13 protein-coding genes are annotated in these 13,594 nt (G+C 69.1%); 12 read left to right on the top strand and 1 reads right to left on the bottom strand.

What is annotated here, in order from left to right; all coding sequences use genetic code 11:
• The gene (ppa, locus tag ACK41C_RS05090) at window positions 1-540 is read right to left on the bottom strand and encodes an inorganic diphosphatase (RefSeq protein WP_409651122.1); all 540 of its coding nucleotides are present in this window, start codon (window positions 538-540) and stop codon (window positions 1-3) included.
• 129 nt (window positions 541-669) lie between these two features.
• On the opposite strand from ppa, the gene ACK41C_RS05085 reads away from it, so the two are divergent.
• From ACK41C_RS05085 to pnp, 12 genes are all read left to right on the top strand, one after another.
• Window positions 670-1,377: a hypothetical protein gene (locus ACK41C_RS05085; protein WP_409651120.1), complete on the top strand. Its 708-nt coding sequence runs from the start codon at window positions 670-672 to the stop codon at window positions 1,375-1,377.
• Between the two features lie 118 nt (window positions 1,378-1,495).
• Window positions 1,496-2,038 (top strand): ribosome maturation factor RimP, encoded by a 543-nt coding sequence (rimP, locus tag ACK41C_RS05080; protein ID WP_409653924.1) that lies wholly within the window; start codon window positions 1,496-1,498, stop codon window positions 2,036-2,038.
• A gap of 14 nt (window positions 2,039-2,052) precedes the next feature.
• Complete coding sequence (gene nusA / locus ACK41C_RS05075; protein WP_409651118.1) at window positions 2,053-3,741, top strand: transcription termination factor NusA; 1,689 nt, start codon at window positions 2,053-2,055, stop codon at window positions 3,739-3,741.
• Window positions 3,742-3,745: 4 nt separating this feature from the next.
• A complete protein-coding gene (locus ACK41C_RS05070) occupies window positions 3,746-4,399 on the top strand; it encodes an RNA-binding protein (protein WP_409653921.1) in 654 nt (217 codons plus the stop codon).
• Between the two features lie 71 nt (window positions 4,400-4,470).
• Window positions 4,471-7,407 (top strand): translation initiation factor IF-2, encoded by a 2,937-nt coding sequence (infB, locus tag ACK41C_RS05065; protein WP_409651116.1) that lies wholly within the window; start codon window positions 4,471-4,473, stop codon window positions 7,405-7,407.
• Window positions 7,408-7,535: 128 nt separating this feature from the next.
• Complete coding sequence (locus tag ACK41C_RS05060; protein ID WP_409651114.1) at window positions 7,536-8,075, top strand: lipocalin family protein; 540 nt, start codon at window positions 7,536-7,538, stop codon at window positions 8,073-8,075.
• Window positions 8,072-8,581 (top strand): DUF2939 domain-containing protein, encoded by a 510-nt coding sequence (locus ACK41C_RS05055; protein WP_409651112.1) that lies wholly within the window; start codon window positions 8,072-8,074, stop codon window positions 8,579-8,581. The genes ACK41C_RS05060 and ACK41C_RS05055 overlap by 4 nt, the downstream gene beginning before the upstream one ends.
• Window positions 8,582-8,619: 38 nt before the next feature.
• Window positions 8,620-9,429: a dienelactone hydrolase family protein gene (locus ACK41C_RS05050; protein ID WP_409651110.1), complete on the top strand. Its 810-nt coding sequence runs from the start codon at window positions 8,620-8,622 to the stop codon at window positions 9,427-9,429.
• A 93-nt stretch (window positions 9,430-9,522) separates the two neighbouring features.
• Window positions 9,523-9,954 (top strand): 30S ribosome-binding factor RbfA, encoded by a 432-nt coding sequence (rbfA, locus tag ACK41C_RS05045; RefSeq protein ID WP_409651108.1) that lies wholly within the window; start codon window positions 9,523-9,525, stop codon window positions 9,952-9,954.
• Window positions 9,954-10,898 carry a tRNA pseudouridine(55) synthase TruB gene (gene truB / locus ACK41C_RS05040; protein WP_409651106.1) on the top strand — a complete coding sequence of 315 codons (945 nt, stop codon included), beginning with the start codon at window positions 9,954-9,956 and terminating at the stop codon, window positions 10,896-10,898. The genes rbfA and truB overlap by 1 nt, the downstream gene beginning before the upstream one ends.
• A 3-nt stretch (window positions 10,899-10,901) precedes the next feature.
• On the top strand, window positions 10,902-11,171 hold the full coding sequence (rpsO, locus tag ACK41C_RS05035; RefSeq protein ID WP_409651104.1) for a 30S ribosomal protein S15: 270 nt from the start codon (window positions 10,902-10,904) through the stop codon (window positions 11,169-11,171).
• 256 nt (window positions 11,172-11,427) lie between these two features.
• The gene (gene pnp / locus ACK41C_RS05030) at window positions 11,428-13,572 is read left to right on the top strand and encodes a polyribonucleotide nucleotidyltransferase (RefSeq protein ID WP_409651102.1); all 2,145 of its coding nucleotides are present in this window, start codon (window positions 11,428-11,430) and stop codon (window positions 13,570-13,572) included.
• Window positions 13,573-13,594: the final 22 nt, after the last annotated feature.

Below are 13,594 nucleotides of genomic sequence, written 5' to 3'. Positions count from 1 at the left end.
TTACTTCCCGTTCGCCTCGTTGTAGCGGGCGATGGCCTGGCGGATGATGTCGCCGGTTTCCTCGGCGTCGGCCCAGCGGGTGATCTCCACCGACTTGCCCTTCTCCAAGTCCTTGTAGTGCTTGAAGAAGTGGGCGATCTGCTCGGTCAGGATGGCCGGCAGGGAGCGCCAGGAGTCCACTCCCACATAGAAGGGGTGCAGCTTGTCCACCGGCACGGCCAGCACCTTCTCGTCGCCGCCGGCCTCATCGGTCATCATCAGGGTGCCGATCGGCCGCACCCGGATCACGGCGCCCGGCACCACCGGGGTCGGGCCCACCACCAGCACGTCCACCGGATCCCCGTCGTCGGCCAGGGTGTGCGGGATGAAGCCGTAATTGCCGGGATAGAACATCGCCGTGTGCAGGAAACGGTCGACGAAGATCGCGCCGCTCTCCTTGTCGAGCTCGTACTTCACCGGCTCGCCGCCTTGCGGGATCTCGATGATGGCGTTGACGTCGTAGGGCGGGTTCACGCCGGTGGGGATCTTGGAGATGTCCATGGGGAGGAGGACCTTGGGCTTGCACACAAAATGAAGTGGCGGCTCTGTGGACCAAGACGGGCGGTGAGGGAAGAGGTTGGGAGCAGGCGGCCGGCGGATGGACTAGAATTCGCCGTCGGGAGGTGCGCCGTGCTTGCGCTCGATCATCTGGCGATCTGGACCGGCGCTGCGGCGGCCCTGGCCGCCCAGCTCTCTGAGCTCGCCGGCCTGCCTGTGCTGGAAGGTTACGCTCCCGAGGGAGGGGTCGCCGCCTGGGGTGTTCGGCTCGCCGGCGGCGCCTTCCTCGACATCCATCAGGCCCCGGTCGCTCAGCCGAAGGGCCATGTGCTGCTGGGGCTTCGCGGCGACATCGGAAAGGCCGAAGCGTTGGCGGCGGAGCACGGCTGGGGCATCCGCGTCGTGCGCTGGCGCGACGCGGGGGATGGCTCGCCCTGGTCGTTGATGTCCTTCCGGCGAGACCGGGGCGTGCTCAGCCAGCTCTTTGTGATCGACTATGCGGCCGAGCCGGAGGCGTGGGCTTCGCCTGTATTCGACCGGCCGCTTTATCGAGCGGAGGGGCCGCTTGAGGGCCCGGTTTTGCGCCGTGTCTGGTTGAGCGCGACCGATGCACGTGCGGCGGGCGCAGCGGTGGGCGGTCTTGGTTTCGCCGACGCAGGCGAGTTCGTGAGCGCCTTTCCGCCGCACCGGGGCCGGCTTTATCGAGGCGTCGCCGGGGATCTGGTTCTTGTCGAGGGCGGGGCGGATGACGTCCTGCGCTTCGACCTTTCGGGCGCCGGTCCCGCGGTCTGCGAAGCCTTCGGCGAGCGGCTGCTGGCGGTGGTCGGCGAGACCCCGTGACAAACCTCTGAGCCGTCGCTATATTCGCCTTCAACATCGTTTGTAGCGCCGGATGGCGCATACGAGCGGCGGGCTCCGGCCCGGCCGCTTTTTTGTTTGCCGGAGGATGGCCAAGCTTATGCGCGGCAAGACCGCCGAAGACGCAAGGCTCCTGGAGCTGCTGGACCCCGTGGCCGAAGCCGCGGGCTATGAGATCGTCCGCCTGCGGCTGATGGGCGGCGACCATGCGCGCCGCCTGCAGATCATGGCCGAGACTCCCGACGGCGAGATGGTGGTCGAGGACTGCGCCCGCCTGTCTCGCGCGATTTCCGAGGTGATGGACGCCGCCGACCCCATCTCCGGGGAATATGTACTGGAAGTCTCTTCGCCAGGCATCGACCGGCCGCTGACCCGGCTGAAGGACTTCGACGCCTATGAGGGCTACGAGGCCAAGCTGGAGCTCGACCGAATGGCCGAGGGGCGCAAGCGCTTCCGCGGCCAGCTGGCGGGCGTGGAGGGCGACAATGTCGCCATCGACCTTGAGGGCGAGGATTCGACCGCCCTTGTGCCCTTTTCGTGGATCGTCGAGGCCAAGCTCGTGATGAACGACGAGCTGATGAAGCGGGGCGCAGAGCGTCGCGCGGCCCGGATATCCGAAGAACCCCAAGATTCGACCGAGTAGAGGAATCTCCGTCCATGAGCCTGACCGGCATTTCCGCCAACCGGCTTGAACTCCTGCAGATCGCCGAGGCCGTGGCCCGCGAGAAGGCCATCGACAAGGAAGTCGTCATCGAGGCCATCGAGGAGGCGATGCAGAAGGGCGCGCGCGCCCGCTACGGCGCCGAGCACGACATCCGCGTGCGCATCGACCCTAAGACCGGCGAAATGACGGTCAAGCGCGTGGTCACCGTGGTCGAGGACGACGCCAGCTGGGACGCCGAGGCCGGCGAAGAGGAGCCCGCGGGCATCCTGAGGCTCTCCGACGCCAAGCGCACCGATCCCGAGGCCTTCGTCGGCAAGACCTACGAAGAGATCCTGCCGCCCTTCGAGTTCGGCCGGGTGCAGACCCAGATGGCCCGCCAGGTGGTGACCGGCAAGGTCCGCGAGGCCGAACGCGAGCGCCAATACGAGGAGTTCAAGGACCGGGTCGGCGAGATCGTCAACGGCGTGGTCAAGCGGGTCGAGTACGGCAACACCGTCGTCGACCTGGGCCGCGGCGAGGGCATCATGCGCCGCGACCAGTCGATCCCGCGCGAGAACTTCAACATCGGCGACCGCATCCGCTGCTACATCTACGACGTGCGGCGCGAGACCAAGGGCCCGCAGATCCTGCTCTCCCGCGCCCACGGCGGCTTCATGGCCAAGCTGTTCGCCCAGGAAGTGCCGGAGGTCTATGACGGCGTGATCGAGATCCGGGCCGTGGCCCGCGATCCCGGCAGCCGCGCCAAGATGGCGGTGGTCTCCAACGACAGTTCCATTGATCCGGTCGGCGCCTGCGTCGGCATGCGCGGCAGCCGCGTGCAGGCTGTCGTCGCCGAACTGCAGGGCGAGAAGATCGACATCATCCAATGGAGCCCCGACGAGGCGACCTTCATCGTCAACGCCTTGGCGCCGGCCGAAGTCTCCAAGGTCGTCATGGATGAGGAGGACGAGCGGGTCGAGGTGGTGGTCCCCGACGAGCAGCTGTCGCTGGCCATCGGCCGCCGGGGCCAGAACGTCCGCCTCGCCTCGCAGCTGACCGGCTGGCAGATCGACATCATGACCGAGAGCCAGGAGAGCGAGCGCCGCCAGCGCGAGTTCGCCGAGCGCACGGCCCTGTTCCAGGAAGCCCTGGACGTGGACGAGGTCATCGCCCAGCTGCTGGTCACCGAGGGCTTCGCCACCGTCGAGGACGTGGCCTATGTCGACTCCTCCGAGGTGGCGGCCATCGAAGGCTTCGACGAGGATACCGCCGAGGAGATTCAGACGCGCGCCCGCGAGTACCTGGAGAAGGAAGCCGCCGAGTACGACGCCAAGCGCCGGGAGCTGGGCGTGGAGGACGCGGTTCTCGAGATCGAGGGCGTGACCCTGCCCATGGCCGTGGCGCTGGGCCAGGGCGACGTAAAGACCGTCGAGGATCTGGCGGGCCTGGTGCCGGACGACCTGCGCGGCTGGTTCGAGACCAAGGACGGCGAGCGCGTGCGCGAGCCCGGCATCCTGGAGAGCTTCGAACTCGGCGCCGACGAGGCCGAGGCCCTGATCATGCGCGCCCGCATCGCCATGGGCTGGGTCGAGGCGCCGGAGCCGGAGCCGGAACCGGAGCCGGAATACGAGGACGAGGCGGAACAGGCCTATTCCGAAGCCGAGGCGGTGTTCGGCGGCGGCCGCGAGGATCGGGAGGCCTGAGGCCCTGACGGCGAGACCCGCGACCCTGGCCGAGGCCGCCCGCGAGCGGCGGGACATCGTCACCGGCGAGGTGATGGAGGAGGATCGCCTGATCCGCTTCGTCGCCGGGCCGGGCGGCGCCGTGGTTCCCGACCTGGCGCGCAAGCTGCCGGGCCGGGGCCTGTGGGTCGCCGCCGACCGCGCGTCCGTCGAGACGGCCGCCCGCAAGGGGCTGTTCTCCCGCGCGGCCAAGGCCAAGCTCTCGGCCGCGCCAGACCTGGCCGACCAGGTCGAGGCTCTGCTGCGGAAGCGGGTTCTGGACGGGTTGGGGCTTGCGAAGCGCGCCGGCGACCTTATCTCCGGCTTCGAGAAGGTCGCTGCGGCGCTCGCCGCCGGCAAGGCGACTTGGCTGATCGAGGCGTCGGACGGCGCAGCGGACGGTCGGCGAAAGATCCTGAACGTCGCCCGAAAGTCACCCCGGCCCGTTGAAACGCTCGGAGTCTACTCCGCGGCCGAATTGGGTTTGGCCTTGGGCGGCGAGAATGTGATACACACCGCCTTCCTTGCGGGGCGCGGCGCCGGTCGCTGGACATCCGACGTCCGGCGGCTATCAGGCTTCCGCCCGCTCCTTCCCGAGAGTTGGCGCGAGGAGCAGCCTTTTCAGGCGGGCGGAACCTGAACCGGTTTCGCGCGCCTAGGCCTATTGGAATATCGGTCCGGGACCGTCCCGGAATTGAGTAAAGCGAGCGGATGAGCGACGAGAACGACAACGGCCGGCCCTCCGGAGGGCGAGCTCCCCTGACCCTCAAGCCTCGTGGGGCCGGATCGGTCAGCGCGGGCACGGTGAAGCAGAGCTTCAGCCACGGCCGATCCAAGACGGTGGTCGTAGAGACCAAGCGCCAGCGCACCCACGCGCCGGCCGCGGGGAACCTCGCCGCGCCGTCCTCGGCCGAAAAGCGGGCGTTCACGCCGGCGCCCTCCGCGCCGCGCCAGGCGCCGCAAGGCGGCGGCCGCGACGCTTCCGGCCTGTCGCCCGAAGAGCAGCGCGCCCGCCAGCGCGCCATCGAACTGGCCCGCGAGCAGCAGGCGCGTCAGGAGGCCGAGCGCCGCGCCCGCGAGGAGCGCGCCCGCGCCGAGGCCGAAGCCGCCCGCGCAGCGGCGGCCAAGGCGGCCGAGCCGCCCCCCAGCGCCCCAGCGCCCGCCGCCCAGGCGCCCCAGCCGGCTCCGCCGCCGCAGGCCGCTGCGCCCCAGGCGCCGCGCCCGGCCGCCGAGGCGTCGCGGCCCGCCGCGCCCGGCCAGACCCGCACCTACGAACCGTCGCGCGACCGTCGCGACGACCGGCCGACCACCACGACCTATCGGCCGGACCGGCCCGAGCGGCCCTCCGGCCGTTTCGAAGGCGCCAACTTCAATCAGCGCGCCCCGCGCGAGAACACCGGCTTCCAGCGCCGCGACGACCGGCCCGACCGCGGTCCCCGACCGGGCGGAGACCGCCCGCAAGGCGAGCGCGGTCCGCGCCCGACCGGCGACACCGTCCGCTATTCGGCGCTCGCGCCACGCCCGGCGCCCGGCCGCACCGGCGACCGCCCTGGGGGCCCGCGCCCGCCGCGCGTCGGCGCCGCCGCGCCGCCCGCGACGCCGGAAATCCAGCGCGCGGCCCGCCAGGCGCCGCGCCCCGGCTCGGCCAATCTCGACCGGCGGCCGGACGACGATGAGGATACGCGCCGCAAGGCCGCGGCTCCCACCAAGGCGATCTCCCGCGTCAAGGGCGCGGCCCAGCGCCGCGAAGGCCGCCTGACCATCCAGGCCGTGGCCGGGGACGACGAGGGCGCCGTCGAACGGATGCGCTCCCTCGCCTCGGTGCGGCGGGCCCGCGAACGCGAGCGCGAAAAGCGCAAGGGCGGCGCCCAGGAGCAGGCCCGCGTGGCCCGCGAGGTGGTCATTCCCGACGTCATCACCGTGGCCGAACTGGCCAACCGGATGGCGACCCGCGGCGTGGAGATCATCAAGTTCCTGATGCGTCAGGGCGTGATGCTGAAGATCAACGACGTGATCGATTCCGACACCGCAGAACTGGTGGCGACGGAATTCGGCCACACCGTCCGCCGCGTCTCCGAAGCCGACGTCGAAGAGGGCTTCATCGGCGCCGAGGACCAGGGCGAGGCCATGGTTCCCCGCCCGCCGGTGGTGGCTGTCATGGGTCACGTCGACCACGGCAAGACCAGCCTGCTCGACGCCCTGCGCTCGGCCGACGTGGCCGCCGGCGAACACGGCGGCATCACCCAGCATATCGGCGCCTACCAGGTGCGGCTGGAGAGCGGTCAGGCGGTGACCTTCCTCGACACCCCGGGCCACGCGGCCTTCTCGGCCATGCGGGCGCGTGGCGCCAACGTGACCGACGTGGTGGTGCTGGTGGTGGCGGCCGACGACGGCGTCATGCCCCAGACGATCGAGGCCATCCAGCACGCCAAGGCGGCCGGCGCCCCGATCATCGTGGCGATCAACAAGATCGACAAGCCGGACGCCAATCCACAGCGGGTCATCAACGAGCTCCTGCAGCATGAGATCGTGGTCGAGAGCCTGGGCGGCGAAACCCAGGCCATCGAGGTCTCGGCCCTGAAGAAGACCGGCCTGGAAAACCTGCTCGAGGGCATCCTCCTGCAGGCCGAGCTGATGGACTTGCGGGCCAATCCGGACCGGACGGCCGATGGGATCATCATCGAGGCCAAGCTCGATCGCGGACGCGGCGCCGTGGCCACGGCGCTGGTCAAGCGCGGTACGCTGAAGCGCGGCGACATCGTCGTGGCCGGCTCCTCTTGGGGTCGGGTGCGGGCGCTGCTGAACGAGCGCGACGAGCAGGTGCAGACCGCCGGCCCCTCCACCCCGGTGGAGATCCTGGGGCTGGACGGCACGCCCGATCCTGGCGAGCCCTTCGCGGTGGTCGAAAGCGAGGCGCGCGCCCGCGAGATCACCGAGTACCGCATCCGCGTGAAGCGCGAGAAGGCGGGCCTGCCCATCGCGGCGGGCGCGACCCTGGCCGACATGATGGCCAAGCTTCAGGACAAGAAGGTCTCGGAGCTGCCGGTCATCATCAAGGCCGACGTCCAGGGCTCGGCCGAGGCGATCGTGGGCTCGCTGGAGAAGCTGGCCACCGACGAGGTCCGTGCACGGATCATCCTGTCGGGCGCCGGCGCGATCAGCGAGAGCGACGTGACGCTGGCCAAGGGCTCGGGCGCGCCGATCCTGGGCTTCAACGTCCGGGCCTCCAAGCAGGCCCAGGCGCTGGCCGAGCGCGAAGGCGTCGAGATCCGCTACTATTCGATCATCTACGACCTGATCGACGACATCAAAGGCGTGCTCTCGGGCATGCTGGCGCCGGAACAGCGCGAGACCTTCCTCGGCAATGCGCGCGTCCTGCAGGTGTTCGACATCACCAAGGTGGGCCGGGTGGCCGGCTGCCGGGTCACCGAGGGCGTGGTGCGCCGCGGCGCCCGCGTGCGGATCATCCGCGAGGACATCGTCGTCCTCGAACTGGGCACCCTGCAGACGCTCAAGCGCTTCAAGGACGACGTGGCCGAAGTCGGCTCGGGCGTCGAGTGCGGGATGTTCTTCCAGGGCTTCCAGGACATCAAGGAAGGCGATGTCGTGGAGTGCTTCACCCTGGAAGAGGTCAAGCGCAGCCTCTGACGGCGCGCTTGGCGGAGATCGAGACAGAAGCGCGGCGCTGCAAGGCGTCGCGCTTCTTCGTTTCGAAACTCGGCGGTCGTCCGCGCATTGAAGCTTCGCTCCCCCAACATTGAAGCGAGACCAGCCCCATGCGCCAACTCCCCATCGCGGCCTGCGCGCTTATCCTCGCGGCGTGCGTCGGCGGGCCTGTCGGCAACCGAGACGTTCCGGAACCGGCCAAGCCGGTGGACATCTCGCGCTATCAGGGCCTCTGGTACGAGTTTGCGCGCTATGAGAACCGCTTCGAGAAGGGCTGCGAAGGCGTGACGGCCGAATATTCGCTGCGACCCGAGGGCGAGGTGGCCGTCAAGAACACTTGCCGCGAAGGCGCGGTCGACGGCCCGATCAAGACCAGCGAAGGCAAGGCCGTCCCTGCCGGCGATCCGCTGGGCGCAAAGTTCAAGGTGTCCTTCTTCGGTCCGGCGCTGTTCACCAACTACTGGGTTCTCGATCGCGGCGAGGCCTACGAGTGGGCGATCGTCGGCGAGGGCTCGGGGAAGTTCCTCTGGATACTCACCCGCGACCCGGTCCCCAGTCCGCAACTGCGGGCGGATTTGGTCGACCACGTGCGCGCCCTGGGCTACGACCTCTCCCTCCTTCGCTACACTCGCCAGCCGCCCTCGGAATGATCCGCGCCCTCTTCGCCTCCTGTCTCGCCCTTGCGCTCGCAGCCTGCGCCACGGCCGAGCGCTACGACGCCGCCGGCGACGTCCACCGCCTGCTGATCGCGATCCGCGACGACGACCGTGCGGCCTTCGAGGCCCACGTGGATCGCGGCGCCCTGGAGCGGCAAATCGAGGCGCGCCTGACCGCCGAGGCCAAGGCCCGCTCGGGCCGAGAGGACTGGGCGGCCGCGGCCGCGCTCCTGGCCCCGACCTTGGCGGGTCTGGCCGGCGACGCGCTGATCCAGCCGCGGGTCTTCCGCGCCGTCGCCGAGCGCTACGGCTACAAGCGCACCGACCCGATCCCGCCGCCGGCGGTGATTTCCGGCAACCTGCGCCGCATGGACACGGGCCAGGTCTGCGCCACGCGCAGCAAGAACGGGCCCTGCCTGCTGGTCTTCACCCGCCAGGGCGGGACCTGGCGGCTCACCGGCTTCGAAGGCGATCTTTCGGAGCTTCGGGTTTCCCGCTGACCCGGCTTAAGCTCGTCCGATCCTGACGGGAGGGGACGATGGGCTACGAAACGGCGCTGGCCGGCTACGAGAGGTTCGAATTCGAGCACGGCGGCCGGCGCCGGCCGGTGTTCCGCAAGGGCGCGGGGCCTGCGGTGATCGTGATGCACGAGATGCCGGGCCTGCATCCCCTGGTGATCCGCTTCGCCGATCGCGTCTCCGAGGCCGGCATGACCGTCTTCTGCCCCAACCTCTTCGGCGAGCCGGGGCGGCCGGTCTCTCCCGGCTACATGATGCGCGAGGCCCTGGCGGCGATCTGCATCCGGCGGGAATTCCATGTCTGGGCCGCCGACCGGTCGAGCCCCATCGTCGACTGGTTGAAGGCTCTGGCGCGCAAGGCGCATGAGGACTGCGGCGGCGCCGGCGTGGGCGCCGTGGGCATGTGCTTCACCGGCGGCTTCGCCCTGGCCATGATGACCGAGCCCGCGGTGGTGGCGCCGGTGCTGTCCCAACCGTCCTTGCCGCTGGCGGGCAAGAGCCCCCGCCGGGCGGCCGGCGTCGGCGCCTCGCCCGCGGAGATCGCCTGCGTCCGGCGCCGCCTCGAGGACGAAGACCTTTCCATGATCGGCCTGCGCTTCCGGAGCGACAAGCTGGTTCCGGACGCTCGGTTCCAGACCTATCGTCGGGCGTTCGGCGATCGCTTCGAGGCCATCGAGCTCGCCGACGAAGACGCCGCGCCGGCGCCTATGGCGCCGCATTCCGTCCTCACCCTGCACCTGAAGGAGGATGGGCCCACCAAGGCGGCCGAGCAGCGGGTGATCGCCTTCTTCCGCGAAAGGACCGGGGCCGCGCAGCCTCCTCGCGGCTAGGCTGGACTTCCCTTCCTTGCCCGCCTAGAAGCCCGCCTTCTCCTGAAGACCCGCGTCCGAACCGCGGGCCAGGGCGTGAAGGAAGGCCAAGCCATGAAACGTCAACAGGGCCGCGGCGGCGCCGCGGGGCCCAGCCAGCGCCAGCTTCGCGCCGGCGAGCTCATCCGTCATTCGTTGGTGGAGATCCTCCGCGAGGAGGACATCGCCGATCCGGCGATGGAGGGCGTCTCCGTCACCGTCACCGAGGTCCGCATGAGCCCGGACCTGCGCCACGCCGTCTGCTTCGTCGAACCGCTGGGCGGCGAGGGGGCCGAGGCGGTGGTCGAGGCGCTGAACCGCCACGCCAAGTTCCTGCGCGGCCGGTTGGGGCGGACGATCGACATGAAGTTCACGCCGGATCTGAAGTTCCTGCACGACGAGAGCTTCGACGAGGCGGGCCGGATGAGCCGCCTGTTCGACGATCCGAAGGTGCGCCAGGACATCTCGCCCCAGCCGCCCTCGGACGCCTGGAAGGACGAGGACTGATGGGCCGTCGGCGCAAGGGCGAGGCGGTCTCCGGCTGGATCTGCCTCGACAAGCCTTACGACCTCGGCTCCACCCAGGCGGTCAGCCGGGTGCGGCGGATCTTCAACGCCCAGAAGGCGGGCCACGCCGGCACCCTGGACCCTTTGGCCACCGGCGTTCTGCCCATCGCGCTCGGCGAAGCGACCAAGACCGTTTCGTTCATGATGGACGCCGACAAGGCCTATCGCTTCACCATCGAGTGGGGCCGCTCCACCGCCAGCTTCGACCGGGAAGGCGAGACCACCGCCACATCCGAGGTTCGCCCCACCCTGGCTGAGGTGGAGGCGGCCCTGCCGGCCTTCATCGGCGAGATCGAGCAGGTTCCGCCGGCGTTTTCGGCGGTGAAGGTGGACGGGGAGCGGGCCTACGACCTGGCCCGCGCCGGCGAGACGGTGGAGCTGAAGGCCCGCCCCGCCGTCATCCACGATCTCCGCATCCTCGGCGCGCCGGACGCCGACCATGTCGAACTTTCGATGGCGTGCGGCAAGGGCACCTATGTGCGTGCGGTGGTCCGCGACCTGGCCGCGGCGCTCGGCGCCTGCGGCCATGTGAGCGCGCTTCGCCGCACCCGCGTAGGCCCCTTCGGAGAAGACCAGGCGATAGAACTGGAATTGCTGGAGGATTTAGGGCATAAGGCGCGCCATCTGGAGGCCCTGCTTCCGGTCGAGACCGCGCTGGACGACATCCCGGCGCTGGCCGTGACCGCCGAAGACGCCTTCAGGCTTAAGCAGGGACGGCCGATCGTTCTCGTTCCCCGACAGGTCGAAGCGCTGAAGGCCCGGCTCACCCCCGGGACCCGCACCGTTTCGGCGATGGCGGACGGCGTGATGGTGGCCCTCTGCGAGATGCGCGCTGGCAAGCTCGAGCCTTCGCGGGTCTTCCATCTGGACAAGAGCGGAGACTAACCGATGTCGATCACCACCGACCGCAAGGCCGACCTCATCAAGGAACACGCCCGCTCCGAGGGCGACACCGGAAGCGCCGAAGTGCAGGTGGCGATCCTCTCCGAGCGGATCGCGAACCTGACCGAGCACTTCAAGACCCACAAGAAGGACAACCACTCGCGCCGGGGGCTCCTGAAGCTCGTCTCCCAGCGCCGTTCGCTCCTCGACCACCTGAAGAAGTCCGACCAGGGCCGCTATCAGGCGCTGATCGAGAAGCTGGGCCTGCGCCGCTAAAGACCCGAAGGTCGGCCCCCGCCAAGGCGGGGGCTTTGCGCATTCAGGCCTGACAATAGATCCAAGCCGCGCTTCCCGCTGACAGGCCGGGAAGACCTGCGCGGCGAACTCGGGATTCCGGTTTAAGGATCCCGATCCAACCGCCGAGGGTTCCACAGCAATCCTCATCGCCTGTTCGTCTGGAGAGGATTTCGGAACCCCGACGCCCTGTCCGCCCCCGGCGGGAATACGCCCCCGGGATGAGAAAGAAGCCAAAATGTTCGACATCAAAAGAAAGACCATCGAGTGGGGCGGCAAGACGCTGACGCTCGAAACCGGGCGCATGGCCCGTCAGGCCGACGGCGCGGTGCTGGCCACCTATGGCGAGACCCAGGTGCTGGCGGCCGTGACTTTCGCCAAGAGCGCCAAGCCTGGCCAGGACTTCTTCCCCCTGACGGTGAACTATCAGGAGAAGTTCTACGCCGCCGGCAAGATCCCCGGCTCCTTCCCGCGCCGCGAAACCGCGCCGTCGCAGAAGGAAACCCTGACCTCCCGCCTGATCGACCGCCCGATCCGCCCGCTGTTCGTCAAGGGCTTCAAGAACGAGGTCCAGGTGGTCGCCACCGTGCTGGCCCACGACCTGGAGAACGATCCGGACATCGTGGCCATGGTCGCCTCCTCGGCGGCCCTGGTGCTCTCCGGCGCGCCCTTCATGGGCCCGATCGCCGGCGCCCGCGTCGGCTACGTGAACGGCGAATACGTGCTCAACCCCACCCTCGATGAGCAGAAAGAGTCCGCCATGGACTTGGTCGTCGCCGGCACCCACGACGCGGTGATGATGGTGGAGTCGGAGATCCAGGAGCTCTCCGAGGAGGTGGTGCTGGGCGGCGTCACCTTCGCCCACAAGTCGATGCAGCCGGTGATCGACGCGATCATCGAACTGGCCGAGCACGCCGCCAAGGAGCCGTTCGAGTTCACCCCGGACGACACCGATGCGCTGAAGGCCAAGGTGAAGGACCTCATCGGCGCGGATCTCGCCAAGGCCTACACCATCATCGGCAAGGCCGACCGCCACGCCGCCGTGGGCGCGGCCAAGGAGAAGGCCGTCCAGGCGCTCGCCAAGTCCGAAGCCAATCCGGACGGTATCGACCCGCTGAAGCTGGTCGGCGTGTTCAAGGAGCTTGAGGCCGACGTCGTCCGCCGCAACATCCTCGACACCGGAAAGCGCATCGACGGCCGCACGGTCGACCAGGTGCGCCCGATCGTCTCGGAGGTCTCGGTGCTGTCGCGGGCCCACGGCTCGGCGCTGTTCACCCGCGGCGAAACCCAGGCCCTAGTGGTCGCCACGCTCGGCACCGGCGACGACGAGCAGTTGATCGACGCCCTGGAAGGCAAGTACTACGAGCGCTTCCTGCTGCACTACAACTTCCCGCCCTTCTCGGTGGGCGAGACCGGCCGCATGGGCGCGCCGGGCCGCCGCGAAGTGGGTCACGGCAAGCTGGCCTGGCGGGCCCTGCGCCCGATGCTGCCGAGCGTCGAGGAGTTCCCCTACACCATCCGCCTGGTCTCCGAGATCCTGGAGTCCAACGGTTCGTCGTCCATGGCTTCGGTCTGCGGCGGCTCGCTGGCGCTGATGGATGCGGGCGTGCCCCTGAAGAAGCCGGTTTCCGGCATCGCCATGGGCCTGATCCTCGAATCCGACGGCTTTGCGGTCCTGTCCGACATCCTCGGCGACGAGGATCACCTGGGCGACATGGACTTCAAGGTGGCCGGCACCGAGGACGGCATCACCTCGCTGCAGATGGACATCAAGATCGCCGGGATCACTGAGGAGATCATGCGCAAGGCCCTCGAACAGGCGAAGGGCGGCCGCCAGCACATCCTCGGCGAAATGGCCAAGGCCATGGAGGCGCCCCGCGCCGAACTCGGCGAGTATGCGCCGAAGATCGAGACCATGAAGATCGCGGTCGACAAGATCCGCGAAGTGATCGGCTCCGGCGGCAAGGTGATCCGCGAGATCGTCGAAAAGACCGGCGCCAAGGTCGACATCGCCGACGACGGCACCATCAAGATCGCCGCCGCCGAGCAGTCGAAGATCGACGCGGCCCGCGACTGGATCAAGTCCATCGCCTCGGAACCCGAGGTGGGCGCGATCTACACCGGCAAGGTCGTGAAGATCGTCGACTTCGGCGCCTTCGTGAACTTCTTCGGCGCCAAGGACGGCCTGGTCCACGTGAGCCAGATCTCCAAGGAGCGTGTCGGCAAGGTCTCCGACGTGCTGCAGGAAGGCCAGGAAGTGAAGGTCAAGCTCCTGGGCTTCGACGATCGCGGCAAGACCCGGCTCTCCATGAAGATCGTCGACCAGGAAACCGGCGAAGATCTCTCGAAGACGGAAGCGGCCACGGAAACCGAAGAGGCCTGAACGGTCCCTCCGGCTTCGCCGA

Source organism: Phenylobacterium sp. (assembly GCF_046290725.1).
Lineage (GTDB): Bacteria > Pseudomonadota > Alphaproteobacteria > Caulobacterales > Caulobacteraceae > Phenylobacterium.
The sequence above is the reverse complement of the archived record's forward strand: the minus strand, read 5'-3'. Positions and strand labels throughout refer to the sequence as shown.

Excerpts from the sequence above, each read along its gene's own strand:
- ppa (WP_409651122.1), bottom strand. The coding sequence starts at position 540 with ATGGACATCTCCAAGATCCCCACCGGCGTGAACCCGCCCTACGACGTC.
- rimP (WP_409653924.1), top strand. The coding sequence starts at position 1,496 with ATGCGCGGCAAGACCGCCGAAGACGCAAGGCTCCTGGAGCTGCTGGAC.
- nusA (WP_409651118.1), top strand. The coding sequence starts at position 2,053 with ATGAGCCTGACCGGCATTTCCGCCAACCGGCTTGAACTCCTGCAGATC.
- infB (WP_409651116.1), top strand. The coding sequence starts at position 4,471 with ATGAGCGACGAGAACGACAACGGCCGGCCCTCCGGAGGGCGAGCTCCC.
- ACK41C_RS05060 (WP_409651114.1), top strand. The coding sequence starts at position 7,536 with ATGCGCCAACTCCCCATCGCGGCCTGCGCGCTTATCCTCGCGGCGTGC.
- ACK41C_RS05055 (WP_409651112.1), top strand. The coding sequence starts at position 8,072 with ATGATCCGCGCCCTCTTCGCCTCCTGTCTCGCCCTTGCGCTCGCAGCC.
- ACK41C_RS05050 (WP_409651110.1), top strand. The coding sequence starts at position 8,620 with ATGGGCTACGAAACGGCGCTGGCCGGCTACGAGAGGTTCGAATTCGAG.
- rbfA (WP_409651108.1), top strand. The coding sequence starts at position 9,523 with ATGAAACGTCAACAGGGCCGCGGCGGCGCCGCGGGGCCCAGCCAGCGC.
- truB (WP_409651106.1), top strand. The coding sequence starts at position 9,954 with ATGGGCCGTCGGCGCAAGGGCGAGGCGGTCTCCGGCTGGATCTGCCTC.
- rpsO (WP_409651104.1), top strand. The coding sequence starts at position 10,902 with ATGTCGATCACCACCGACCGCAAGGCCGACCTCATCAAGGAACACGCC.
- pnp (WP_409651102.1), top strand. The coding sequence starts at position 11,428 with ATGTTCGACATCAAAAGAAAGACCATCGAGTGGGGCGGCAAGACGCTG.